This is a genomic window from Variovorax sp. Soil_C_26 (assembly GCF_057657075.1).
Window position 1 is genome coordinate 63,802 of record NZ_JBDGJC010000004.1, and the last position, 23,349, is coordinate 87,150.

A 23,349-nucleotide genomic window follows, 5' to 3' on the forward strand; every position below is an offset into this window, starting at 1 on the left:
CCGGGCGATTCAGCATGTCGCAGCGGGCCGCGATGCGGCATGCGCCGCAATGGCGCGCAAGGCTCGCAGGTCGAGGTGCCGCGCGGCGCTGGCCGGGTCGGGCTCGGCCAGGTATGGCACGACGCCGAGCAGGGGCGCGCCGAGCGCGGCGCGCAGTGTCTGTAGGTTGGCTTCGGGCGCGAGCATCGCGGGATCGATGCTGCTTGCGACCCACCCCGCCAGCAAGAGGCCGCGCGTCCGGATGGCCTCGGCCGTCAACAGCGCATGGTTGAGGCAGCCCAGCCGCAGCCCCACCACGAGGATCACCGGCAGGCCCAGTGCGACGGCCAAGTCGGCGCTGTCGAAATCGTCGCCCAACGGCACGCGGAAACCGCCCACGCCTTCGACCACGACCGCCTCGGCGCGCCGCGCCAATGCCGCGAAGGCCGACAGCAAAGGCGGCAACTCGATGCGCACGCCCTCTTCGGTGGCAGCGAGGTGCGGGGCCATCGGCGCGCGCAGCAGGTAGGGGCAGCGCAGCGCTAGCGGCGCGTCGGCATTGCCAGCCGCGCGCAACTGCTCGACGTCGTCGTTGCGCCATTCACCCTCGACGAAGCTCAGGCCCGCGGCCACCGGCTTCATTCCGACTGCCTTCATCCCCGATGCGGCCAGCAGGCTCAGTATCGCGCTGCTCACCAGCGTCTTGCCCACGCCCGTGTCGGTGCCCGTGACAAACCAGCGCAGCGGCATCATGCGGCGTCCCTCCAGGGCTGCGCCAAGGCCTTGCCCACAGCGTCGACCAGCCGATCCACGTCGGCCTCGCTGTGGCTGGCCGACAGCGTGATCCTCAATCGCGCGGTGCCCGGAGGAACTGTCGGCGGGCGGATCGCGCCGACGCGCAAGCCGCTGGCGTCGAGGTGCGCCATCAAGTGCATCGCACGTGCGTTGTCGCCGACGATCAAAGGCTGGATCGCCGTGGGCGAATCCGGCAACCAGGCGCTGCCGTCGGGCGGCAGGATCTCCCGGAGTCCACGCCGAAATTGCACGATCCTTTCTTCGAGACGCGAGCGGCGCAGGCTGCCTTCAAGACCCTCGATCATCGCAAGGCTCGCCAGCAGCGCATGCGCGATGGCCGGCGGTGCGGCGGTGCTGAAGATGTAGGGCCTCGACCGCTGCACGAGGTAGTCGATGACGGTGCGATGCGCCGCCACGAACGCCCCCGACACGCCGGCCGCCTTGCCAAGCGTGCCGACCAGCACCAGCCGTTCCGAACGCAGCGCCGCAGCTTGCAGCACGCCACGGCCGGTGGCGCCGAGCACGCCGAAGCCGTGGGCGTCGTCAAGCACGAGCCACGCGTCGTGGCGTTCCGCCAGCGCGAGCAGTTCGGCCACCGGCGCGATGTCGCCGTCCATGCTGAAGACGGCATCGCTCACGATCAGCTTGACGGGCGCGTTGCAGGCGCCGAGCTGTGCGTCGAGCGCGGCAACTCCGCGGTGCGGGTAGCGCTCGACGCGCGCCTTGGCCAGCCGCGCACCATCGATCAGCGACGCATGGTTGAGCGACTCGGAGAAGATCACGGCCTCCGCACCGCCGAGCGCCGAGAGAACAGCAAGGTTCGCCATGTAGCCCGTGCAGAAGAACAGGCTCTGCGCCTGCGGAATGTACGGGGCCATCCAGGAAGCCAGCCGCTCCTCGAGTTCGGCATGCGCGCGCGAGTGGCCCAGGACGAGGTGCGAGCCACCGCTGCCCGTGCCGTAGCGCGCCGCGCCTTCTGCCATCGCAGCGGCCAGCGCCGGATGCGCGGCGAGGCCCAGGTAATCGTTGCTGCTGAAGCAAAGCATCGCGCGCTGCGCGGCCGAACCGGCAAGCGTGAGCGACTGCCCGGGTGCGCAGGCTGTCTCGGCGATCTGCCGGAAGCGGCGCAGCGACTGCGCGTCGAGGGCTGCGATCTCGTGCTGCAGGCGGTCAAGCAAGCGCGACATCGCCTTCTCCTTGCGTGCGGGTGGAGGCGGCCACGTCCTTCAGCGTGGCGATCGTTCCGTCGACGAGCAGGTCGATCTCCCTCTCGCCGATCGCATACGGCGGCATGAGGTAGACCGTCGCGCCGATCGGGCGCATCAGCAGTCCGTTCGCCCTGGCAGCCAGGTGGAAACGTTCGGCGAAGCGGGATCCGGGCGCACGCACGTCGAAGGCGGCGATCATGCCGCGCTGGCGCAGGTGATCGACCGGCATGCCCCGCAGAGCCTCGCGCAGGCGCGCGTTCATCCGTTCTGCACGGCCGCGGTTGCGCCGTAGCGCGTCCTCCTGCTCGAACAGGTCCAGCGTTGCGAGCGCAGCGCGGCAGGCCAACGCATTGCCAGTGTAGGAATGCGAATGCAGGAAGCTGCGCGCCACGTCGTCGTCCACGAAGCCCTGGTAGATTTCGTCGCGCGCCATCACCAGCGCCAGCGGCAGGTAGCCACCGCTGATGCCTTTCGAAAGGCACAGAAGATCCGGCCAGATGCCGGCCTGTTCGCACGCGAAGAAGCTGCCCGTGCGGCCGCACCCGACGGCGATCTCATCGGCGATCAGGTGCACGCCGTAGCTGTCGCACAGCGCGCGCACGAGGCGCAGGTATTCGGGGTCGTGCATCGCCATGCCGGCCGCGCATTGCACCAGCGGCTCCACGATCACGGCGGCTATCGACTCATGCTGCCGCACAAGCAGCGTCTCGAGGTCCGCCGCTGCACGGCGCGCCACCGCGACGGAATCCTCACCGGCTCGGGCGGCCCGTGCGTCGGGCGATGCAACGTGGTGTGCGTCGGCCAGCAGCGGGCCGTAGGCGCCGCGGAACACCGGTACGTCAGTGACATGCAGTGCGCCCAGCGTTTCGCCGTGGTAGCCCTGCCGCACTGCGACGAAACGCTGCTTGCCGCTGCGGCCCGCGTTGCGCCACGCGTGGTAGCTCATCTTCAAGGCGATCTCCACGGCAGAGGCCCCATCCGATGCATAGAAGCAGTGGCCCAGCGCATTCCCGCTGAGCGCGGCCAGCCGTTCGGCCAACTCGACGGCCGGCGCGTGCGTGCAGCCCGCGAGCATCACATGCGAGAGCGTATCGATCTGGTCCTTCAACGCAGCATTGATGGCAGGATGGGCGTGGCCGAACAGGTTGACCCACCACGAACTCGTCGCGTCGAGGTAGCGACGTCCGTCGTGATCAAACAGCCACACGCCCTTGCCCCTTGCGATGGGCAGCGGCGGCACCGCTTCGAGCCGGATGCTCTGCGTGCAGGGATGCCACACATGTTGCCGGCTGCGCTGCTGCCAACGGGTGTTTTTCGATGGCGCGGGCAGCAGGGAAGAATTGATCGGAGAGGCCATTCATTGCGTGCTGGAGTTGCGAAGGGCGCGATCGTATCGACGCGCCTCGCGTGCGACAAACCACCGGATCGGCGTCGAACATCCGCGCCGAAGCCCGAGCTTGGGTCGGGTACGCGGCGAGTTACGCGCAGCGCCGCGCAACATGGCCGCTTTTCAGCGAACCCCGCACCGGCGACGAGAGCGCAAGTTGTCGTTCTTGCGATAGATATAGCTGCGCAATGTCGATCGAACTCAACGGCCGCGGACCGTTTTTTGTAATCGGACAGCTCTATGGCGGACTCTCGCTATCGCCCGCTGCCGGCTGGTTTCCGAATGGATTCGCGCAACGCAGGCATTGACGCTGTTGATGGAGAGCGTGCCGTGCGCGCCATGAAGCGCCTATAGTGGGTCGTCAAGCCTCCGAAGCACGAGCTGCTGGCCACTGCCGCCGCATCGTTCCCTGACCAAGGAGGTCTCATGCACCGCTTTCTTTCCAATGGCCGCGACCACCTGACTGGAGTCTCCGCACGCTCGACCGCCGTCGTTCTTAATCTACGGAGACTTGCATGACCAGCACTCGCAAGCTCTGGACGGCGCTGGCCGTTCTGCTGGTGACCTCGTTCGCTGTACTGCTGTGGGCTGGTGGGGAGATCTTTCGCGCCGCGCCGCCAATGCCCGAGAAGGTCGTGGCGCAAGACAGCGCCGTCCTTTATACCCGTGGCGACATCGAAAGAGGCCGTCAGGTTTGGCAGTCGACGGGTGGCATGCAACTGGGATCGATCTGGGGCCACGGCGCCTACGTTGCGCCCGACTGGAGCGCGGACTGGCTCCATCGTGAAGCGACCGCAGTGCTGGACATATGGGCGCGCGGCCAGGGTGCCGACGTCACGTACGCGCAGCTATCTGCAGAGCAGCAGTCCGCCCTGCGCGGTCGCCTGCAGGCAATGATGCGCGAAAACACTTTCGATCCCCAGACAAGGACGATCACGGTAACGGGTGACCGGGCCGCCGCCATGTCCATCGTCGCTGCGCACTACGTCAGCCTGTTCGGCAATGACAGCGCAACAGCCGAGCTGCGCGAGCAGTATGCGATGAAGGAATCCACGGTCGGTACGGCCGAAAACCGGCGCGCACTTGGCGCCTTTTTTTGGTGGACGGCGTGGGCTGCCACCACCGAACGCGCCGACAAGCCTGGGGACCTGCCCGCGCCCGACACCGGTGGCATGACCGCCAAGAAGGTGACATACACGAACAACTGGCCCTCGGAGCCACTCGTGGGCAACGTGCCCCCGCCGGCGCTCTGGGTCTGGTCGGCCTTCAGCGTTCTGTTCCTGATCGCAGGCATCGCCATCCTGGGCTGGCACCACGCGATCACCCATGGACGCGCCGAAGAAGCGCGCGCGGTTCCGACCAGCGATCCCTTCGCATCGCTGCGGATAACACCATCGATGCGCGCCACTGCCAAGTATTTCTGGGTGGTTCTTGCGTTGTTCCTTCTGCAGATCCTGCTCGGCGCGATCACCGCCCACTACCAGGTCGAGGGGCAGGCCGCCTACGGCTTCGCGTTGTCCAACTACCTGCCCTATTCGCTCGCGCGGACATGGCACACCCAACTGGCGGTGCTCTGGATCGCGACAGCGTGGCTGGCCACCGGGCTGTACATTGCTCCGGCGCTTTCGGGCCATGAACCCAAGTACCAGCGATTCGGCGTCAACTTCCTGTTCGTATCGCTGCTGCTCATCGTGAGCGGAGGGTTTGCCGGCCAGTGGTTCGCGGTGATGCAGATCCTGCCCCTGGACTACAACTTCTGGTTTGGACACCAGGGCTGGGAGTACGCCGACCTGGGGCGGTTCTGGCAGTGGTACCTTTTCATCGGCCTGCTGCTCTGGGTCGTGATGGTTGGACGGGCCTTGTGGCCGATCTTGAAAGGACCGTCCAGTCACTCCAAATCGATCGTGGGGCTGCTGTTCCTTTCGACGGTCGCCATCGGCCTCTTCTACGCATCGGCACTGATGTGGGGCGAGCACACCCACCTCTCCGAGGTGGAGTATTGGCGCTGGTGGTTGGTGCATTTGTGGGTCGAAGGATTCTTCGAAGTGTTTGCCACCGCGGTCATGGCGTTGATCTTCACTCGCCTGGGGCTGATCAGGACATCAAGCGCCAACATCGCGGTGCTGTTCGCGACGATCATCTTCATGTCGGGCGGTGTCCTGGGCACCCTCCACCACCTCTACTTCATCGGCACGCCGATTTCGGTGGTCGCACTGGGCGCCAGCTTCAGCGCACTCGAAGTCGTGCCGCTGGCCTATCTGGGCTTCGAGGCGTACCACACCTGGAAGATGGGGCAGGCAACGCCCTGGATGGCTCGCTACCGCTGGCCCGTGATGTTTTTCATCGCGGTGTCATTCTGGAACCTGGTGGGTGCGGGGCTGTTCGGCTTCCTGATCAACCCGCCTCTGTCCCTCTACTACATGCAGGGCCTCAACCTCACTCCGTTGCATGCCCACACTGCACTGTTCGGCGTCTACGGCATGCTGGGCATCGCACTGATCCTGTTCTGCCTGCGTGGCCTGCGCGGACACATGGTCTGGAACACCGGGATGTTGAAGCTTTCGTTCTGGTCGCTCAATCTCGGGCTGGCCCTGATGGGCGTGCTGACCCTGCTGCCGCTGGGCACGCTGCAGTTGCTGGCGGCGATTGAGCACGGTTATTGGTATGCGCGTTCAGCAGCGTTCATGCAGAAGCCGATCGTGGAAGCGCTGGTCTGGATGCGCACGCCAGGCGACATCCTCTTCAGTGTGGGTGCATTCGCTCTGGCCTGGTTCGTGCTGAGGCTATGGATCGCACCCCGACGAGAGCCTGGGCTGGCTGGTGAGGTGGAAGCGCCCGGCAGCCCATCTTGAATGGGCCCGGCGCTGCGGCAAGGATGGTGGCCACCAAGCCGTGAAGCCCGAGACGCGCGCCCGACGCATCGCCCAGCTTGTGGAGAAGCTCGCGCGCGGCGAGACCATCCACATCTTCGAGCCCGCTGCCAAGGCGTGACGATCACCCGCAAGCTAACGGCACAATTCCGCCACCGTGCAACCTCTTCCACAGCGGTCCTTCGCCAATTGGCTCGTTCCCGTCGCGCTCGCCTGCCTCATGCTGGCCTTGCAGGCGGGCGGTGAGCCGGTGTACGAAGCGCTGCGCTACGAACGCGCGGCCGTGCTCGGCGGGCAGTACTGGCGCCTGCTTTCGGCGCATGCGGTGCATCTCGGCTGGGCGCACTGCCTGATGAACACTGGCGGGCTGGCGCTGTGCGCCGCGTTCGCGGCAGGCACTTGCAGCGGGCGTTCCTGGGCGGCCGCGATCGTGGTGCTGGCCTTGGGCGTGGGGATCCTGCTGATGGCTGCATCGCCCGAGGCCACGAACTACGCCGGCCTCTCCGGCGTGCTCTATGGGCTGTTCGTCTGGGTGCTGGCGCCGCGTGCCTGGCGCGGCGATCGCGTGGCCTGGATCGTCATGGTGGCCGTCATCGCACGCATCGGCTGGCAGATGTTCCATCCGCCTCCGGACGCGCAGCGTGCGCTGATCGGCGGCGAGGTGATGGTCGAGGCGCACCTGTACGGCGCGTTGTGCGCAGGAGCGCTCTGCCTGTGGCAGGGTGCGTGGCTGCACTTGCGGCGGGCAAAGGCCGGCGCCGAGGACTGACCTCGGCGCCCGCTTCACAGCTTCACAGCTTCACAGCTTCACAGCTTCACAGCTTCAGGGCCGGCGGCGGCGGACGAGCGCAAGCGCTGCGAGGCCTGCCAGCGCCAGCGCGAGGTCGCCCGCGTCGAACGATCCGCCGCGCCTGGTGAATGGGAAGGCGATCGCCATCCCCGGCGACGCAGGGGGCTGTGTCGTCGGCGGCGGCTCATTGTTCGGCGCCTGGGGCTCGATGTCGTAGGCATAGAGCTTGACGCTCGTTCCCTCCGCGGGACCCTCCGCCTGCATGGCGACGAACCCGCCAACCGATGCCTGCCGCTGGCTGATGGCGTTCCCGGCGTCCCTGTTCGGCGTCTCGCCATCGCCAAGTTCCTTCAGGACATGGTGTTGTTTGACACCGTCCTTGTCGGAATACTGGAACATCTTCATCTCGCCGGTCTTCTGGTCGATGGGCGTGTTGAACCAGACCGCCTGATCAAGCGATCTCTCGGCGATCTGCGAGCCCTCCTGGCCGTTCGTCTGGCGCGTGATCAGCGAGTGCTGGTTCCCCACGACGGTGCCATTCGCGCCATTGCCTCTGAACATGACATGCGGGTAGACATTGGTGCCATGGATGAAGCTCTGCATCGTGTGCCCTTCCTCCGCGGCGTACGGCCCTGCTGCAGGGCTCTTTGCCTCTTCGAAGACGAACTTGAGGTTGTCCTGAGCCAGAGCGGGCTCGCTCGCGGGTGCATTCGAATTGGGCAAGGGCACAAGGATGTCGCCACGGACGATGACAGGCGTGCGCGACAGCGATTCAGGTGAGGCCGTGGTCGCGGGCTTGCTTCGATTGGTCAAAGCAGCGGCTTGTGTCTGTCCGTTGAGATCCGACGCCCCGGACACGACCATGTACGTCCTCCCAGGTTCGATTCTCGTGGCGAGCCGCCAGGCTTTTTCCGTCGCTGCATGCTTTTGCAACCGCAGTCCGACCGGATTGTTGATCGGGTCTCGTGAGGACAGGACGAGCGTGTTGTGGCCATGTTTCGGCACCGCCTTCATTTCCGTGACGCCGGTCGCTCTCGCCATGCCGTCGTTCCCGTAGGAGGTCTTGTACTGCTTGAATGGGGTCACACCGTCACTGAAGCGGACTTCCGCATACGAGAGGGGTGCCTCCAGTGCGTTGGCGGCATCCATCCAGCCGACGGTCATCTTGCCGAAGGACAGCACGAACGTCGCCGTGTTCTCCACGTGGGCAGCCGCCGGTGCGGGCCCCCTCGCGGTCACCGTCACGTGGCAGGGCTTGCCGGGAATCACAGCGCAGTCGGGCGGGTTGAACTTCATGCTCTCGACGGCAAACCCCGAGGGCAGGGAGACGTTGGCAGCGGTGAAGACGACGTTCTTCGTGTCGACCGGCACGTTGATGTCGAGCATCGCCTGAGCGTTCTTGCCGCCCCAGGTCCGGGCTTTGAAGGATTCGCCGCCATAGCTGAAAGTGGCGGTCACGCCGTTCGGCGGCAAGCCCGCATCGATGAGGTACTGCTCCGGGTTCGTCGTGGCCCAGTACGCCTCCTTGGGTTTGCCGACGCTGGACCACGGGTACCCGTTGGTGTGATAGCCCGGGTCCGTCATCCCCCACCAGGTAACCCGGTGCACGCCTCCCTTGTACTCAGGGTGACGACCTCCCGGGCCGGCGGCGTATTCCTTGAGCAGGCTGAAAAGTTTCGCGTACTGGATGCCCTGCTCCATGAACAGGGCCTCCATTTCGGGGCCATTCTGGATCCGCTGTCCTTTGTCCAGGCCCAGGTTCGGCGCGAGATCCAGCTCGGTCAGATCGACATTCGCGCCGGTTTCGAGATAGGTCTTGATGGTCCGCTCGAAGGCGTCGAGGTTGAGCCTCATGTCCCAATGCCCCTGCGTGCCGATGACGTCGATCAGCGGCCTGGGCTTGCCCTTGGCGTCCAGGAGGATCCGCCCCTTGCCGGCAGCCGATTCGGCCGCGTACCGTTCATTGAATTCCTTGACCATCGCAGCGATCGCCGTGGCCTTCGAGGCGCGCTCGTTGTCGTTGAAGTCGTTGTAGTTCAGGATGGCCGTCGTGTTCTGGCGCGCGTAATAGAAAGCGTCATACATGTATTCCCAGCTCTTCCCACCCTTGGCATAGGCTTGCGCCCATCGGGCCGGCCGCTCCTCGGGACTGTAGCCCGTTCGCAGGGCGTTCCTCCAGTCGGCGGGGTTGTCGGGGTTGTCCTTGAACGCTTCGTTGACGACGTCCCATGAGTAGGCCTTGAAGGGTTCCCGATCGAAATGGCCGGCCACGGTCCGCACGTAGTGCTCCAGACCGGTCTTCGCCGTTGCGTAGTCCCACGGCGTTTCCCATCCGCCGTTCGAAGTCAGGACGTTGGGGGCCGGCCATTGCGCCGACTGGTTGTGCCAGAGCAGCACGTGCCCGGTGACCTTGACGCCGCGCGCATTGGCCGCGCTGATGTCGGCGTTGATGCCCGAGGTCAGATTGGTAAGGAAATTGGGGGTGAGATTGCTCATCCCCCCATTCCAGAAATCGGGCTTCATCGCGTTGCTCGGCGTCACCGCGTTGAAGTGTTTCAGGGTCATGGCGGCGACCGAGTTTTCACCCGGCACCACCTCGGCGCCGAAGTTGCGCGCGTCGAGATTGGTGCTGCCGATCAGGAAGTAGTTCTTGTACACGTCCTTCAGCGCCGGCCAGGCCGCAGGATCCGAAGGCCGATCAGCCGCCAGGGCAGCGCTCGCGATCACGAGTCCGGTTGGCAGCGAAATCAAAAGCCGCATGAAGCCAGGTCTGCTGCGCCCCCTCGCAGATCCACGTTCGATGGTCAGATGCATGCTTGTCTCCTTGGGTTGAAAGGACTCACTCCGGGCGGTGTCCAGGCGGTGGCCGGCCATCACAGCCGCCCCCCCTGCAGCAGACCGCGCTCGGCCAGGTTGCCGATGAAGGCTCGCAGGCCGAAGCGCCAGGGCGGCGCGGCCTCGCAATGCGTCACCCGATTCAGGAGGCAGCCCAGCCAGGGGCTGTGGATGCTGACCATGTCGCCCAGCTTGTGGGTGAACCCGCCGCCAGGCTCGTCCCGGTCTTCGGTGGGCGCGAACAGCGTGCCCAGGAACAGCATGAAGCCGTCGGGATACTGGTGGAAGGCCAGTGTCTGCGCCACCAGGTCGACCGGGTCGCGGCTGATGCTGGCCATGGTGTTGATGCCCTGCAGCGTGTAGCCGTCGTCGCCGGCCACCTGCAGGTGCACGGTCTCGTGGCGCAGCTGATCGAGGCCGAAGTGGCCATCGAACAGGCGGATGAAGGGGCCGATGGCGCAGGACGCGTTGTTGTCCTTGGCCTTGCCGAGCAGCAGCGCACTGCGGCCTTCGATGTCGCGCAGGTTGACGTCGTTGCCCAGCGCGGCGCCGACGATGTCACCACGGCTGTTGACGGCCAGCACCACCTCGGGCTCGGGGTTGTTCCAGGTCGATTCGGCGCGGATGCCGATGTCCTGGCCATGCCCCACCGATGCCAGCACGGGCGCCTTGGTGAAGACCTCGGCATCGGGGCCGATGCCGACCTCCAGGTATTGCGACCACAGCTTCTGTTGCTGCAGCAGGTTCTTCAACGCCAGTGCCTGGGCCGAGCCGGGGCGGATGTCGGACAGGCTGGTGCCGATCGACGCGGTGATCTGGCTGCGTAGCGCGAGCGCACGACTGGCGTCGCCGCCGGCCTGCTCCTCGATCACGCGTTCGATCATGCTGCCGGCAAAAGTCACGCCCGCGGCCTTGACGACCTGCAGGTCGCAGGGTGCCAGCAGCCAGGGAACGGCGGGGTCCTGGCCTTCCGCCTTGCTGTTGTCGAGCAGCGCATCGACGCTGCACAGGAACTCGCCGGCCACTGAACGCACAGCTTGCGCCGGATGGTCCGTCTCCAGCAGCGTACTCATGGTGGCGAAGTGCTTGCTCAGATCGAACACGCCCTCCGGGCGCAGCACCACCACGGCCGGGCCCGCGGGCGTGCCGGCACGCCAGACACGGCCGACGAGCGTTCCGGCCAGGCCGTCCTGCGGCAGCACCTGGTGCAGGCCATCGGTGCGCACCGGCGCCAGGTCCAGTGATCTGATTTTCATGATGTCTCCGGAATGGACACGCGGCGTGCGCCGACCTTGCCGCGACTCGCCGGCTCTCTGCGGGGCCGTGCTTGATCGACCCGAAGGCTAGGTCACGGCCCCCTGACGGTCCACTGACTTTTTCGGTAGCATCCATTCCAAATGCTTATGAGTTCAGGCAAGACTTCGGACAAACCCCTGCTGCTGGCGCAAGTCTCGAGACTGCGTTTCCGGCATCTGCAGTTTCTCGACATCCTGGGAAAGACGCGCAATCTGCGCCTGACTGCCGAGCAGATGTACATCACGCAGCCGGCGGCCACCAAGGTGTTGATGGACATCGAGGAGATGCTGGAAGCGCGCCTGTTCGATCGCCTGCCGCGCGGCATGCAACCCAATGAGCTGGGACTCTTCACCTTGCGCTATGCGCACTCGGCACTCGACAGCCACCGCAAGTTCGTGGACGAGTTCAGCAATCTGAAGCTCGGCGGGCACGGCCATTTGTCGATCGGCGCCATCTCGGGAGCGGCGGCGCATCTGCTGATCGCCGCAGTGGCCGAGCTGCAGCGCCTGCGGCCGCTGCTGGTGGTGAAGGTGCAGGAACAGAGCAGCGATCAGCTGATCGTGTGGCTGTCCGAGCGCAAGATCGACGTGATGATCGGCCGTTTCACCGATGAATCCCAACGCGACCAGTTCCACTACGAAAACCTGACCGGTGAAAGGTTGCAGGTCACCGCAGGCGTGCACCATCCGCTGCGCGGACCGAGCACCCCTGGGCTGAGGGAACTCTCGAACTGGCCGTGGATTCTCTATCCGACATCCACGGCGCTGCGCAAGGTGTCGGATGACATCTTCCACAGCCGAGGCCTGTCGCTCACCTCGGGCATCGTCGAGACGTCGTCGTTCCTGATCGCGCTGGAGTTGATGCAGAGCACGACCATGCTGTCGCTGCAGCCCGCCGCGCTGGTAGAAAAGTACGTGCGGCGCGGCCTGCTGACGCGCATTGCGGTCGAGCTCCCCAACCGCATACCCGACTTCGGCCTGATCACGCTGCAAGGCGAGCCCCCCAGCACGGCCGTGCAGGCGTTCATGGACGTGATCCGCAACATGGCGGACCAAGAGGCCTGACCAGTCGGTCGAAGCGAATCGCGCTATGCCGCGTTCGCAGGCACCGGAAACGGATGCCGGATGCCGGCCTCCAGGTAGTCCATGAACAGGGCGCGTTCCTGCGCTTCGTTGCCGCGGCGGCCGATGCTCAGCGGCCCGAACGGTGAGCGCTTCGCGTAGCTGCGGTACGAGATGCCGTAGTACAGCGAGTTCATGGTGAGCAGCAGGCGGAACTTCAGATGCTCCGTCTTGAGGTTGGGCATCAGCATGCCCAGGCGCTCGAGCGTGAGCGTGAGCAGGTCGCGGTGCAGGTCGGCCGAGATGCGCTGCCCCTCTTCGCCGAAGTCCCAACCCAGTCGGCCGATGAAACACACGGCGTCGCGCCCGAGTCCGGGCTCGGCCAGCATGTCGATCATCGGACCGAAGGCTGCCTCCAGCACCTCGCGCACGCCGTGGCCGCGCGCACTGTCCGCACTCAATGCGTTCAGGCGCTCCAGGCACCGCGGTTCGAGGATGCGCTTGAGCATCTGCGCCACTTCGCGCACCACGCTCTCGCGATTGCCGAAGTGATAGTGCAGCGCCGACAGGTTGCTGGCGCCCGCAGCGGCCACGATGCGCCGCAACGACACGGCGTTCATGCCTTCGCGAGCGAACAGGCGCATGGCTTCCAGCAGCAGACGCTCCCGCGTGCCGGTGCATGCGACATCGCGGCGGGTGTCCTGGGCGGGCGTCGGAGGCTTGGGCATGGCGTCGCGATTGTGACGCGCACGGCGGGTCATCCCTAATTCAAGTGAATTAATTCAGTGGAATTATGGCTGCTGTGAAAAGCGCGCGCCATGCGCTGGCCGTGCCCGCAGACATCCCGATTTGAAGGAGACGAACATGACGAGAGACAGGAAGACCCTCGATGCGCGCGCATCGAAGCGATGGTGGCTGCCGGCCCTCGTGGGCAGCGCGCTCGTGCTGGGCTGCGGTGGCGGCAACGGCGGAGGCGGTGGCGGCTTCGCCTTCGTGCCGCCGCCCGCGCCCGACACGCAGCCGCGGCTGTCGGGCACCTTCGCCGGCGGGCCGGTGGTCGGGCTGAACTACAGCGGCTCCGTGTCTGGCGCGCGCACCACCGATGCCGAGGGGCGCTTCCTGTACGCATCGGGCGAAACGGTCAGCTTCTCTATCGGTGCACTCGTGCTGGGTTCGGCCGCCGGCGCCGAATCGCTGTCGCCGCTGAGCCTCAGCGACGGCGCTGCATCCCCCGCCGACCCGCAGGTGAGCAACAAGCTGGTGCTGCTGCAGACCCTGGACGCCGATGGCGACCTGAACAACGGCATTCAGATCACGGACCCGATTCGCGACACGATTTCCAGACACGCTGCGGCCATCGACTTCGCGCAGCCCTCGGCCGCCTTCCGCACCAGCCTGGCGACCGTGCTGGCTGAGCTGGAGCAGGCCAACGCCTTCTCCGATCTGGACCCGCGCCCGCGCACGGCGCGCACGGCAACCGCGGCGCAGGAGCAGTTTGCGCGCGCGACCAGCGTGCGCCATGTGGTGAGCACAACGGGCGGCTCGCTGCGCGGCTTCGAGGCCACGCCGACCACCTGGCAGTACCTGGGCATTCCGTATGCGCAGCCGCCCGTGGGTGATCTGCGCTGGCGCGCGCCGCAGGCGGCCCTGCCCTGGAGCGGCGTGCGCGAGGCCACCGCGTGGTCCAACCAGGCGGCGCAGAACCCGACGATGGAGCCGCTCGGCGAAGGCGGCATGAGCGAAGACTCGCTGTACCTGAACGTGACGGCACCCAAGAACGCGTCGAAGCTGCCCGTGATGGTCTGGTTCCATGGTGGTTCGTTCGCCATCCTTACCAGCAACTCCAAGCAGTACAACAACGCGGCCAGCCTGCCGGCCAAGGACGTGGTGCTCGTCACGGTCAACCACCGGCTCGGGCCGTTCGGGTATCTGGCGCACCCGCTGCTCAGTGCCGAGAGCGGCCACGGCGGCTCGGGCAACTACGGGCAGATGGACCTCGTGGCGGCCCTGCAGTGGGTGAAGTCCAACATCGCAGCCTTCGGGGGCGACGCGGACAACGTGACGATCTTCGGCCAGTCTGGCGGGGGCGGGAAGGTCTATTCGCTGATGAATTCGCCGGATGCGAAGGGCCTGTTCCACAAGGCCATCGTGCAAAGCGGTGCCAGCGAAATTGCCACCGAGGGAACGCCGCAGTCTTCCCTGGCTACAGGCGAAGCCATCGGCAAGGCGGTGTTCGCGCGCGTGGGCGCCACCATCCTGGCGCAGGCGCGTGCCCTGCCGTGGACCGCGTTCACCCAGGCCGACCTGGACGCCGGCATCCCGCGCGAGACCTACCGGCCCAATGTGGACTATCGCTACCTCGTCAAGACCTATGGCCAGAACATGACGGACGGCATGCCCAGCGACGTGCCGCTGATGGTGGGCGCGACCTCGGGTGACTACCCCTCGCTGCGCGCCGCGCTGCCGGTCTTCATGACCCAGCGCACGCCCACCTACCGCTCGCCGCAGTACGTCTACAAGTTCAGCCGCGTGCCCGCCGGCTGGGCGCGGCTCGGCCTGTTGAGCGGACACAGCGGCGAGCTGCCCTACCTGTTCGACTACCCGCGCGGCATTGCGACCAACTACAGCCTGGGCCTGACGCTCACGCCCGACGGCAACAAGCCGCCGATCGGTGACCTCAACGGCAACGGCGTGAGCGGCAGCGCCGGTGACGAGGCCGACGTATTGGCCGCGATGGAATGGGGACCGGCCGACACCGCGATCTCGGAACAGACGATGACTTTCTGGACCAACTTCGCCAAGCATGGGCGTCCCGGCACGGCCGCGCTGGACTGGGCTGCCTACACAGTGACAGGGGATGCATTCATGGAGATCGGCCCGGAAGCGACCTCTTCGGTACGAACCGGGCTGGTGACAGCGTTCCCGTGAGCCTGACAGCCGCTGCCTGAGGTTTCGGGCAGGGCGGCCCCCGCATCGCCTTGGCGTGCAGCCGGCGCACCGGCCTTGGTTCAAGGTCGGTGTTTGCCACGCGCGGTCCAGGCCGCCATGCCGAGCGCCCCTGCCGCCTCTTTTCCAACGCCGCCTCGTTTCACCGTGCCACCGGCGTGTCGCGGCTGCGGCACTTCGTCATTGCGCTGGGGCCGACTGCTGGACAATGGCCGGACGAGCCAGAGTTGAGCGATGGCCATGCGCCGCTGGTCGCGCATGACGACTGGCATCTCTTGTCACTTGGTTCGATGTGTCCAACGCCTCGTCTCGGAAGCAGGATTCGACTCCTGTGATGATGTGGCGCATCTTTTAGACGGAGCCTGAACCGCCGAAGGCAGAATGCGGCTGTTTGCCGACAGCGAAGACTGCAATCGGGCCAAGAGCGGACTTTGAACTCGTCCTCTCGATTGTCTGGTCGTAGGCTCAACGGCCCCGCGAGTCCTTTGAAGCCGCGGCGGGCGCTGTGAGTGCGATACCTACCCTGCAGGAGTGATGCGATGAGCTTTCCGGAACGTGCCACTGATGCCTTCGAGCGGGTCCAACTGGGACTATGGGCCTCCTTCGCTGGCATCACCTTTGGCTCGCCTTCGGCCGGGTTGATGGCGTGTGCGTCGCGTGCGGCTTCTTGGCAATCTGCGGCCTCGTGGCCTGTGGCGTGAAGGCCGTCGCAGCCAAATCCCTTCGCTCCACCGTGCCTCAGCGCAGGTTTCCAGCGACGAGCGTTCCTCGGGCCCGTCGCTAAAGAAGCGCACCTTCGAGACCAGGCGCTCTATGCGCGCCTACCGCGAACGGACTCAAACGATTGCTACCAAGCGCCGTGGCGGAGCCGCCGGTCGTATCCATGTCGATGGCACCAAGTTGGCCTGATTGCGCTGCCTGCTACCCGGACTCGGTCGGCGCGATTCGCGCGCTCCGCTACGGCAGCGACCGCGACTTGGCGTCAAGCTGGCTCGTGCTGGAGCACCGCGACATTCACCGCTGTGCGCACTTCGAAGCCCAGGCTCTTGTACAACTCGATTGCGGCAGTGTTCGTTGTCCAGGCGTGCAGGAACGTCCGCTCACCGCGTCGCTGGATGTCAGCCGTCACGGAGGCCGACAGCCGCCGCGCTAGGCCGCGACCTCGGAAGTCTGGGTGGGTGCACACACCGCTGACCTCGATATGGCCGGGAAAGCGCATGCGCTCTCCTGCCATCGCGGCCAGCCGGCCGTTGACGCGCAGGCCGACGAATCGACCCATCGTGTGCGTCCGGGCAAGGAAGGGACCGGGCTGCGTCAGGGTGGCCAGGGCCAGCATCTCGGCCGCGTCGGCATCGCCTAGCACCAGCACGCCGTCGTCGTCGGCCGGCAGCCGACGCGTTGCGACCATCTGCACGCCCTGCGCCACCTTTACGGCTTGCAAGCCAGGCGGCACGGCGATGGGCGGGACCTGCAGAAGATAGACGCTGTCGTCGCCCGGCTGCACCAACTCAGCCAGCGCCGTCAGGCTGTCGGCACTCTCGTCTGGCGTCGCGGCAAAGCAGTTGACGTCACGATGGAACCGCCGCGCGCGCTTGTCACCCAAGCCCCAGTGCGATTGGTGCTGCAGGCTGGCCCAAACGGGTCGGTCGAGGTCGGACATACTCAAACCTCCTGCGCCCGAAGATGCAACGGTCTCTCCGCCAGCGCCACTTCGAGCGCGGCAAGCTGGGCGAGCAAGTCACCCTTCAGGTCCACGCAAGCCTGGGCGACGGCCGCCTCGATGGCCGGCCATGCCTCTCGTTGTGCGCGCTGCACAAGGCCGCGCCCCTTGCGGCTGAGACCCACGTGGCGGACCCGCCGGTCGTCAACGCTCGTCGCCGACTGCACAAGGCCATCGCCCTCGAGTCCCCGTAGCGCGCGTGTAATGACAGGCTGGCTGACGCCCACAGCCTGACTCAAATCGCCCACGCTCAACGGCCCCAGTCGGTCCAGCGCTGCAAGCAGCGGGAAGTGGGCCGCCGGCTGCTCGAAGCCGTGCGCCGCCAGAACGGCCTGCGTCTGTGCCTGCAGCCTCTCACCGATTCGCTTCAAACGCGTGCCCAGGCTCAGATGGCCCAGCACCTTGACAACATCTTCGACCACGATGACTCCTCGACAGCGGCAATGCATAGCATGCTATGCAATTAGCATGTGCTAGTCAACCGTGACATCGAACAGGGCTTCAGGTTGCGCAGTCCGAATGGCTAGACGAACGCCTGCATTGCGGCGCCCATTGGCGCTGGTGCACGTGCGGCAGAATGCGGCCAGTAGCGGACCTTCGTCTCTGTCGCAGAATGACGCCTATTTTCGGAACGTCAAGAATGTCGCGAGTTCATTTGATCGAGGGTCCGGTCGGGGCAGGGAAATCAACCTTCAGCGCGGCTCTGGCCGCAAGCACCCAAGGCGTGCACATTCCGCTCGACGAATGGTTCGCAGCGCTGTTCAGCCCAGACCGCCCGGCCGGCGATTTTGTACCTTGGTACGTCCAGCGCAAGGAACGGTTGCTGGATCTGATATGGACCCACAGCCGCCGGATACTGGCGTCGGGTCGAGACGTCGTGCTCGAGCTCGGTCTGATTCGGCAGCAGCAACGACTTCAGTTCTGTCGAAGAATCGCCAGCGAAGGATTTCCGCCCTACCTCCATGTGCTCGACGCGCCCGTGGAAGTTCGTCGAGAGCGTGTTCGACGCAGGAATGAAGACCGGGGCCCGACCTTTTCGATGGTCGTGCCGGACCATGTCTTCGAGATGGCGAGCCAGCTTTGGGAGCCGCCCGACGAACTGGAACGCGAAGAGTTCGACATTGACTTCGTGACAGAAGGCGTGAAGTGCCGTGTGACGCCTGATGAAGCCGATCAGCACGATTCTTGAAAGATGGCTATAGAGCAAATCGCACGTCGCTCTGTGGCTCTGCGCAACGGCGGCACGACCGGCTACAGTCGGCCAAAAGCGGACCATCTGCCTCTCCCTGCCGTGAAGCAAGCTGCCAGCCGTTGACATGGGAAGATTGAGCTACGCGCTCAGCATCGGGCACACTCACAAATCAACGCTCAACCTCAAATGAAGTTCGGATACACCATCGTCTACGTGCCAGACGTCGAAGCCTCGCTACTATTCTTTGAGCAAGCATTTGGTCTGTCGCGGCGGTTCCTGCACGAGTCCGGAATGTACGGGGAGGTTGAGACCGGGGCCACGACCCTTGCCTTCGCACACCATGAACTGGCATCCATAAACTTTCACGGCGGACATGTAGCCGCTTCGGAGTCTAAGAAGCCTTTGGGCATGGAGCTCGGCTTGGTCACTGACAACGTTGAATCCGCGCACGCGCGCTCGCTAGCGGCGGGGGCGACGGAACTGGCCGAGCCTCGCGCCAAGCCCTGGGGACAAGTCGTGTCGTACGTGCGCTGCCCGGATGGCACGCTCGTTGAGCTTTGCTCCCCCATGGGCGGTTGACGTCGGCTGGCTCGTTCCGGCCAGAACCCGACTTTCGAGTGGCTGGCTTTCTAACCATTTTTAGCAGCATGAAACTTGTTTTTGTCCATGGCCCCGTCGCTTCTGGAAAGCTGACCATTGCGAAGGAGCTCGGGCGCATGACCGCCTACGCCGTCTTCCACAACCACTTGGTGGTTGATGCCGTGGCAGCGGTGTTCCCTTTCGGAACCGAGCAGTTTGTGAGGCTGCGCGAAAAAATGTGGCTCGACATGATACGCGAGGCGGCAATGGCTAAGCGCTCTCTCATCTTCACGTTTGCGCCAGAGCCGACGGTCGTCGAAGGCTTCGACAGGCGGGTGGTGGAGAGCGTGAGGGCCGCCGGTGGCAGTACCCATTTTGTTCAACTGACCGTTCCTGCAGCCGTACAAGAGGAACGTCTTACGGCACCGAGCCGGGCTGCTTTTGGAAAGCTTCAGTCGGTGGACCTTCTGCGTGAATTGCGCACGCAGTTTGAAGCGTCCGAGCGGTTGATGCCGAAAGCGGAAGTAGTCATTGACACCTCCGCTCTCGGCCCTGCAGAGGCCGCGCGCGCGATTGCCGAAACATTGGGTTTGCCACTCCTGCCAACTCCTCACTAGTCGCGGCTATTTGGGACAATGAGGCGTCGGCTCAGCGGGAGGTCACACCGAGCGTCCGCTCCCCCGGCAGGCTGAAGGTCAGCAGTGGCTAAGGGTTGTCCGACACCTGCCCGCGCAACACCACGAGCCCGCGCACGACAACGGCCTGAGGGCAGGTGTTGGACAAGCCTCTAAGGAGGAAACCGCGGAATGCGCTGCTGCGGACTGGGAAGGCTACGGACCTATGGGGATTCGGGACGCTTGGCCCGATCTGGCTCCGATGCGGCGCCCGGGGGCGCCTCCAATGGCGTTGCCGAAGCGCGGTAAATCAAGGCCGTCGTTTGCGTCGCCTGACGCCAGGACGGCCGACGAATGGCATTGCAGGACTCGAAGACCAGATTTGCTCCCATCGGCCCGATAGCAAGAAGGGTCGAAGGTTGGCTGAGCAGCTGCGTCGTCATGGTGCCCGGACCTGTGGTGGCGGCGCACGGATCGGCTGCCCGCGAGCCAACGTCAGCAAGACGATCATCGCAGCGCCGCAGTGCATGCAGACGAAGGTCGGTTGAGGACGGCAAGGCTCGGCATCCAGGCTCGCGATTTGCGCGACCGCGTCAGCCTCTTGCCCCAGCAGTTCGCGAATGCGCGCCAAGCTGGCCGCGCGGTTGCCGTTGGCCAGGAGTCCATAGTGTCGGATGCGATGGAAGCCACCCGGCAGGACGTGCAGCAGGAAACGGCGCATGAACTCGTCGGCATCGAGGGTCATCGTCTTGCGCCGGGTGCGGCCCTTGGCCCGGTAGTCCTTCCAACGGAAGGTGATGCCTTGTTCGTCCATCGCTACAAGCCGGCTGTTGGAGATGGCGACGCGGTGCGTGTAGCGAGACAGGTAGGCCAGCACCGCTTCGGGTCCGGCGAACGGTCGTTTGGCGTAGACGACCCATTCGCACTTGCGCAGCGGTGCCAGCCAGTCCGCAAAGGCGCGCGCGTCGGTCAGCGCGGCGAACTCGCCGAAGAACCGCAGGCGGCCCGCGCGATGCCGCTGTCCGAGCGCTTCGAGGAAGCGCCTTCTGAACAGGCGCGACAGCACCCGCACGGACAGGAAGAAGCCGGGCTTGTAGGCGACCCAGCGCTCGCCATCCGGCGACAGACCTCCGCGCGGCACGATACCGTGCACATGCGGGTGGTGCGTCAGTGCCGAACCCCACGTGTGCAGCACCAGGGTCGCGCCGATGTTCGCACCAAGGTGCTTGGGATCGGCTGCGATGGTCAACAGGGTCTGGGCGGCCGTGTCGAGCAGCAAGGCGTAGATCTCGGCCTTGTTGTAGTAGGCGATGGCGCTGATCGGCGCGGGCAAGGTGAAGACCACGTGGTAGTAGTCCACGGGCAGCAGATCGGCCTGGCGCGCCTGGAGCCAGCGCTGCGCCGCACTGGCCTGGCACTTCGGGCAATGCCGGTTGCGGCACGAGTTGTAGGCGATCTGGTCTTGCCCACAGCCTTCGCAGCGCAGCACGTGACCCCCCAGCGCCGCGCTGCGGCACTGCTCGATGGCCGACATGACCTTGAGCTGGCCCAGGCTCAGGTGACCGCGCTGCGCCTTGCGCCAATCGGGGCCGTGGGTGCGGAAGATGTCGGCGACTTCCAGGGCGCAGTGCGCCATGAAGACGGCCTACGCAGACAGCTTCTCCAGCGGGCTGACGACCTCGCGCAGGACTTCGGTGGCCACGTGCGTGTAGACCGACGTGGTCTCCAGCTTCTTGTGGCCGAGCATCACCTGGATCACGCGGATGTCTACCTTCTGCTCCAACAGGTACGTGGCGAAGCTGTGGCGCAGCGTATGCATGGTGACGCGCTTGTCGATCTTGGCCGCTTTGGCCGCGTCATGGACTGCGCGGTTGAGCTGGCGTGCAGTCAAGGGATCAACGGGATTCATGCCAGGAAACAGCCAACCGTTGGGCAGCAACTTGCCCATCGCATTGGCATACCGCCACCAGGCCCGCAGCCGCTCCAGTAGAACGGGGGAGAGCATCGCGTAGCGATCCTTGCGGCCCTTGCCCTGCTCGACGCGCAGGGTCATGCGCGGGCTGTCGATGTCGCCGACCTTCAGCGCGACGATCTCGCTGACCCGCAGCCCGGTGCCATAGGCGATCGACAGTGCCGTGTGGTACTTGAGGTTGGAGGCCGCGGCGATCAGGCGCGCGGCCTCGTCGCGGCTGAGCACCACCGGCAGCTTGTGCGGCACATGGACGTAGCTCATCCTCTCGACCAGTTCGCCGCGATTGAGCGTGACATCGAAGAAGAACTTCAGGCCGGTGATGGTGGCGTTGAGCGTGATCGGCGAGACGCCCCGGTCGACCAGGTGCAGCTGGAAGCGGCGCAGATCCTCAGCGGTGGCCGTGTCGGGGGAGCGTTGGAGGAAGCTCGCGAGGTAACGCACCGCGCGAACGTACGCAGATTGCGTCTTCGGGCCGAGCTTGCGCATGCGCATGTCGTCGAGCAAGCGCTGGCGCAGCGGGGACACCGCCGGTGTGGAAGAGATCATGATCGTGCTCCTGTCGAAGAACGAGGCCGATTGCCTCGCTCGCCAACATAGACAGGGGCGCGATCTCTATTGGCTTCGGGGCCTTCGCGGCGGACTACCGCGCGAGCGGTTTAGTCCTCGGGCCCATCTGAGACGTTGGGCCTCGCCCATAGCTGAAGTACCGGTCGAGGGAAAGCGGACTTCCTCTTTCGAGCCCGCGCCGCTCACCCGACCATTCCGAGGTACATCGGCGGCTGGGTGGTCAGCCTGGCGTGCACGCTGCGCGTCATGTCGTCGGCGAGCAGTTCCGACTGCCCGGCTTCGAGCGCCGCAAGGGCCTGGCGCACGACTTCGTCAGGCGAAGCCTTCGGCCCCGGTACGCCGCGCGCCATGTCGGTGTCCATAAAGGCCACATGCAGCGACAGCACCTGCGTGCCCTGTGCCTGCAGTTCCTGCCGCATCGCATTGCTCAGCGCCCAGGCGGCAGCCTTCGATGCGCTGTAGCTGCCGGTCGCGCCTGGCAGCGTGACCCAGCTCAGCGCCGAGATCACGTTGACGATGGCGCTGTGGCCGCGCTCCCCCAGCGTACCCGCAAAGGCCTGCGCCATGCGCAGCGGCCCGACTGCGTTGGTCTCGAACTGCCGGTGCAGCGTGTCGATCGCCTTCGGGTCCAGCATTGGGCCGGAGCCGCCAATGCCGGCGTTGTTGACCAGCAGGCTCACGTCGGTCAATTCGCGGGCGAGTGCAGCGATCTGGTCGGGCTGGGTCACGTCCAGCCGCACGGGCACCACACCGGGCACGGTGACACTGGCGGGGTCCCGGGCGGCGGCATAGACCTTGGCCGCGCCGGCGGCAACAACCACCTGTGCGATCTTCGAGTCACGGCAGGTGGGCCCTGAGCCAACGAAGTTTGTTCGCTTGTTCGGCCCAGTCCTTCCCTCGACGTGGCACTCGCTGAACGGCAGAACCTCAAGGGGGCCATCGCGAAGCGCGATTGCATCCGCCCGACTGTCGGCTTACGAGCGCGAAGCTGAAGGACCGGATCTGGCCGAGCCTTGTCCCAACCAAGCTGGCGACAAGCTCATGCACCATCCCCCGTCGCCACATGGCACGCGACGCACAGCTTGTTCCCGTCCGGGTCGCGAAAATACGCGCCGTAGTAGTCGTCGTGGTACTCGGGGCGAAGGCCCGGCGGGCCCTCGCAGGTTCCGCCGTGGTCCAGCCCCGCGCGGTATGCCGCTCGGACGATCTCCCTGGAGGCCGCGGCAAAGGCGGTCATCTGCCCGTTGCCAGGGTGGTGGGGCTGGCCGTCGAAGGGCTTGCAGATAGCGAACAAGGGGCGTGCCCCACCTGCGCTGTGCCAGCCCGCCCACGGCCGCTCGCGCTCGCAAAAGCGCAATTCAACGCCGAGGCTGTCCATCAACGCGCTGTAGAAGCGCAAGGCGCGCTCGAAATCTCCGACGCTCACAAAGACATGGGAGAACACGGTGGCTCCTCAGGCAGCAATTCGAAGAACAGCTTCGACCGTCCGGCGCTGGTCGCGTGCAGCCGGCAGTCGCATTCTGCCGCGGCGACCGACC

Annotated in this window: 19 protein-coding genes and 1 pseudogene; 8 read left to right on the forward strand and 12 right to left on the reverse strand. The window is 65.6% G+C overall.

Annotated features, from left to right (window positions below; genetic code table 11):
* Window positions 1–9: 9 nt before the first annotated feature.
* From bioD to bioA, 3 genes are read right to left on the reverse strand one after another with little or no spacing between them, the layout of a single operon-like run.
* Window positions 10–732 carry a dethiobiotin synthase gene (gene bioD / locus AC3A6G_RS13085; protein WP_487873820.1) on the reverse strand — a complete coding sequence of 241 codons (723 nt, stop codon included), beginning with the start codon at window positions 730–732 and terminating at the stop codon, window positions 10–12.
* A complete protein-coding gene (bioF, locus tag AC3A6G_RS13090; protein WP_487873821.1) occupies window positions 729–1,961 on the reverse strand; it encodes an 8-amino-7-oxononanoate synthase in 1,233 nt (410 codons plus the stop codon). The genes bioD and bioF overlap by 4 nt, the downstream gene beginning before the upstream one ends.
* A complete protein-coding gene (bioA, locus tag AC3A6G_RS13095) occupies window positions 1,945–3,339 on the reverse strand; it encodes an adenosylmethionine--8-amino-7-oxononanoate transaminase (protein WP_487873822.1) in 1,395 nt (464 codons plus the stop codon). Before bioA ends, bioF begins: the two co-directional genes overlap by 17 nt.
* Window positions 3,340–3,884: 545 nt before the next feature.
* Between bioA and AC3A6G_RS13100 the strand changes: the two genes are divergently transcribed.
* The 3 genes and pseudogenes from AC3A6G_RS13100 (at window position 3,885) to rrtA (ending at window position 7,008) form a co-directional block, all read left to right on the forward strand.
* On the forward strand, window positions 3,885–6,221 hold the full coding sequence (locus tag AC3A6G_RS13100) for a nitric-oxide reductase large subunit (protein ID WP_487873823.1): 2,337 nt from the start codon (window positions 3,885–3,887) through the stop codon (window positions 6,219–6,221).
* A gap of 37 nt (window positions 6,222–6,258) precedes the next feature.
* Window positions 6,259–6,360: pseudogene (locus AC3A6G_RS13105) on the forward strand (YdeI/OmpD-associated family protein); the annotation flags it as partial.
* Window positions 6,361–6,396: 36 nt separating this feature from the next.
* Entirely contained in the window at window positions 6,397–7,008 is a 612-nt protein-coding gene (rrtA, locus tag AC3A6G_RS13110) for a rhombosortase (protein WP_487873824.1), read from the forward strand.
* A gap of 54 nt (window positions 7,009–7,062) precedes the next feature.
* Here the strand turns inward: rrtA and AC3A6G_RS13115 are convergent, their stop codons facing one another.
* Both AC3A6G_RS13115 and AC3A6G_RS13120 read right to left on the reverse strand, forming a co-directional pair.
* Window positions 7,063–9,843 carry an endo-1,4-beta-xylanase gene (locus AC3A6G_RS13115; protein WP_487873825.1) on the reverse strand — a complete coding sequence of 927 codons (2,781 nt, stop codon included), beginning with the start codon at window positions 9,841–9,843 and terminating at the stop codon, window positions 7,063–7,065.
* A 59-nt stretch (window positions 9,844–9,902) separates the two neighbouring features.
* Window positions 9,903–11,120 (reverse strand): fumarylacetoacetate hydrolase family protein, encoded by a 1,218-nt coding sequence (locus AC3A6G_RS13120; RefSeq protein ID WP_487873826.1) that lies wholly within the window; start codon window positions 11,118–11,120, stop codon window positions 9,903–9,905.
* A 141-nt stretch (window positions 11,121–11,261) separates the two neighbouring features.
* Here AC3A6G_RS13120 and AC3A6G_RS13125 point away from each other — a divergent pair, with 141 nt between their 5' ends.
* On the forward strand, window positions 11,262–12,224 hold the full coding sequence (locus AC3A6G_RS13125) for a LysR family transcriptional regulator (protein WP_487873827.1): 963 nt from the start codon (window positions 11,262–11,264) through the stop codon (window positions 12,222–12,224).
* 23 nt (window positions 12,225–12,247) lie between these two features.
* On the opposite strand, the gene AC3A6G_RS13130 is transcribed toward AC3A6G_RS13125, so the two are convergent.
* Entirely contained in the window at window positions 12,248–12,949 is a 702-nt protein-coding gene (locus tag AC3A6G_RS13130) for a TetR/AcrR family transcriptional regulator (protein WP_487873828.1), read from the reverse strand.
* A 136-nt stretch (window positions 12,950–13,085) separates the two neighbouring features.
* Between AC3A6G_RS13130 and AC3A6G_RS13135 the strand changes: the two genes are divergently transcribed.
* Window positions 13,086–15,149 carry a carboxylesterase/lipase family protein gene (locus tag AC3A6G_RS13135; protein WP_487873829.1) on the forward strand — a complete coding sequence of 688 codons (2,064 nt, stop codon included), beginning with the start codon at window positions 13,086–13,088 and terminating at the stop codon, window positions 15,147–15,149.
* A 1,000-nt stretch (window positions 15,150–16,149) separates the two neighbouring features.
* Here AC3A6G_RS13135 and AC3A6G_RS13140 read toward each other — a convergent pair.
* On the reverse strand, window positions 16,150–16,827 hold the full coding sequence (locus AC3A6G_RS13140) for a GNAT family N-acetyltransferase (protein ID WP_487873830.1): 678 nt from the start codon (window positions 16,825–16,827) through the stop codon (window positions 16,150–16,152).
* Window positions 16,828–16,829: 2 nt separating this feature from the next.
* The gene (locus AC3A6G_RS13145; RefSeq protein WP_487873831.1) at window positions 16,830–17,309 is read right to left on the reverse strand and encodes a MarR family winged helix-turn-helix transcriptional regulator; all 480 of its coding nucleotides are present in this window, start codon (window positions 17,307–17,309) and stop codon (window positions 16,830–16,832) included.
* Window positions 17,310–17,527: 218 nt separating this feature from the next.
* Between AC3A6G_RS13145 and AC3A6G_RS13150 the strand changes: the two genes are divergently transcribed.
* From AC3A6G_RS13150 to AC3A6G_RS13160, 3 genes are all read left to right on the forward strand, one after another.
* Complete coding sequence (locus tag AC3A6G_RS13150) at window positions 17,528–18,076, forward strand: P-loop nucleotide/nucleoside kinase family protein (protein WP_487873832.1); 549 nt, start codon at window positions 17,528–17,530, stop codon at window positions 18,074–18,076.
* Window positions 18,077–18,265: 189 nt separating this feature from the next.
* Window positions 18,266–18,658, forward strand: coding sequence for a VOC family protein (locus AC3A6G_RS13155; protein WP_487873833.1), 393 nt, complete (start codon window positions 18,266–18,268; stop codon window positions 18,656–18,658).
* 137 nt (window positions 18,659–18,795) lie between these two features.
* Window positions 18,796–19,275, forward strand: coding sequence for a shikimate kinase (locus tag AC3A6G_RS13160; protein ID WP_487873834.1), 480 nt, complete (start codon window positions 18,796–18,798; stop codon window positions 19,273–19,275).
* A 436-nt stretch (window positions 19,276–19,711) separates the two neighbouring features.
* Here AC3A6G_RS13160 and AC3A6G_RS13165 read toward each other — a convergent pair whose 3' ends face one another.
* The 4 genes from AC3A6G_RS13165 to AC3A6G_RS13180 form a co-directional block, all read right to left on the reverse strand.
* Window positions 19,712–20,908 carry an IS91 family transposase gene (locus AC3A6G_RS13165; protein WP_487873835.1) on the reverse strand — a complete coding sequence of 399 codons (1,197 nt, stop codon included), beginning with the start codon at window positions 20,906–20,908 and terminating at the stop codon, window positions 19,712–19,714.
* Between the two features lie 9 nt (window positions 20,909–20,917).
* Entirely contained in the window at window positions 20,918–21,790 is an 873-nt protein-coding gene (locus AC3A6G_RS13170) for a tyrosine-type recombinase/integrase (RefSeq protein ID WP_487873836.1), read from the reverse strand.
* 203 nt (window positions 21,791–21,993) lie between these two features.
* Window positions 21,994–22,764, reverse strand: a complete 771-nt coding sequence (locus AC3A6G_RS13175) for an SDR family oxidoreductase (RefSeq protein ID WP_487874003.1) — start codon at window positions 22,762–22,764, stop codon at window positions 21,994–21,996.
* A gap of 86 nt (window positions 22,765–22,850) precedes the next feature.
* The gene (locus tag AC3A6G_RS13180; protein WP_487873837.1) at window positions 22,851–23,255 is read right to left on the reverse strand and encodes a VOC family protein; all 405 of its coding nucleotides are present in this window, start codon (window positions 23,253–23,255) and stop codon (window positions 22,851–22,853) included.
* Between the last annotated feature and the right edge of the window lie 94 nt (window positions 23,256–23,349).

Excerpts from the sequence above, each read along its gene's own strand:
- bioD (WP_487873820.1), bottom strand. The coding sequence starts at position 732 with ATGATGCCGCTGCGCTGGTTTGTCACGGGCACCGACACGGGCGTGGGC.
- bioF (WP_487873821.1), bottom strand. The coding sequence starts at position 1,961 with ATGTCGCGCTTGCTTGACCGCCTGCAGCACGAGATCGCAGCCCTCGAC.
- bioA (WP_487873822.1), bottom strand. The coding sequence starts at position 3,339 with ATGGCCTCTCCGATCAATTCTTCCCTGCTGCCCGCGCCATCGAAAAAC.
- AC3A6G_RS13100 (WP_487873823.1), top strand. The coding sequence starts at position 3,885 with ATGACCAGCACTCGCAAGCTCTGGACGGCGCTGGCCGTTCTGCTGGTG.
- AC3A6G_RS13115 (WP_487873825.1), bottom strand. The coding sequence starts at position 9,843 with ATGCATCTGACCATCGAACGTGGATCTGCGAGGGGGCGCAGCAGACCT.
- AC3A6G_RS13120 (WP_487873826.1), bottom strand. The coding sequence starts at position 11,120 with ATGAAAATCAGATCACTGGACCTGGCGCCGGTGCGCACCGATGGCCTG.
- AC3A6G_RS13125 (WP_487873827.1), top strand. The coding sequence starts at position 11,262 with ATGCTTATGAGTTCAGGCAAGACTTCGGACAAACCCCTGCTGCTGGCG.
- AC3A6G_RS13130 (WP_487873828.1), bottom strand. The coding sequence starts at position 12,949 with ATGCCCAAGCCTCCGACGCCCGCCCAGGACACCCGCCGCGATGTCGCA.
- AC3A6G_RS13135 (WP_487873829.1), top strand. The coding sequence starts at position 13,086 with ATGACGAGAGACAGGAAGACCCTCGATGCGCGCGCATCGAAGCGATGG.
- AC3A6G_RS13140 (WP_487873830.1), bottom strand. The coding sequence starts at position 16,827 with ATGTCCGACCTCGACCGACCCGTTTGGGCCAGCCTGCAGCACCAATCG.
- AC3A6G_RS13150 (WP_487873832.1), top strand. The coding sequence starts at position 17,528 with ATGTCGCGAGTTCATTTGATCGAGGGTCCGGTCGGGGCAGGGAAATCA.
- AC3A6G_RS13155 (WP_487873833.1), top strand. The coding sequence starts at position 18,266 with ATGAAGTTCGGATACACCATCGTCTACGTGCCAGACGTCGAAGCCTCG.
- AC3A6G_RS13160 (WP_487873834.1), top strand. The coding sequence starts at position 18,796 with ATGACCGCCTACGCCGTCTTCCACAACCACTTGGTGGTTGATGCCGTG.
- AC3A6G_RS13165 (WP_487873835.1), bottom strand. The coding sequence starts at position 20,908 with ATGGCGCACTGCGCCCTGGAAGTCGCCGACATCTTCCGCACCCACGGC.
- AC3A6G_RS13170 (WP_487873836.1), bottom strand. The coding sequence starts at position 21,790 with ATGATCTCTTCCACACCGGCGGTGTCCCCGCTGCGCCAGCGCTTGCTC.